Raw genomic sequence first — 503 nt, forward strand, 5'->3', positions numbered from 1 at the left:
CCTTCGCCGAGGCGGTGGAGCTGACAGCAGCGGACGTCCCGGAGATGCTCGATCTGGTGGGCCGCACCGAGCCCGGGCCGTTCCTGCCCCGCACCATCGAACTCGGCACGTACCTCGGTGTTCGACGCGATGGCGCGCTGATCGCGATGGCAGGCGAGCGCATGCATCCACCGGGGTGGACGGAGATCAGTGCCGTCTGTACCGACCCGGCGTTCCGTGGGCAGGGGTTGGCCACCGACCTGGTTCGAGCGGTCGGCCACGGTATTCGCGCCCGCGGCGAGGAGCCGTTCCTGCATGCGTCGGACGCGAACGTGCGCGCCATCGAGCTCTATCTCTCCATTGGATTCGAGTTGCGTCGTACCTCGCGTCTGACATTGGTTCGAACGCCCGCGCCGAAGCCCCAGGGTTCTGTCTGAGCGAACGCACCGTCTAGAACGGCGGCTCGGCAGTGTCTTCGGCTGTGGGTTCTGTTTCGGGGTCGCGGTTGTCGGGTGGGTTGGGGT

General features: G+C 67.2%; 1 protein-coding gene. It reads left to right on the plus strand.

The genetic code is table 11. The annotated features are described in order from the left end of the window. The coding region (locus R4P08_RS18505; RefSeq protein ID WP_317815323.1) for a GNAT family N-acetyltransferase at positions 1 to 416 on the plus strand (416 nt) is incomplete at its 5' end. Positions 417 to 503 lie beyond the last annotated feature (87 nt).

Source organism: Rhodococcus sp. IEGM 1408, from assembly GCF_033142235.1.
Taxonomy (GTDB): domain Bacteria; phylum Actinomycetota; class Actinomycetes; order Mycobacteriales; family Mycobacteriaceae; genus Dietzia.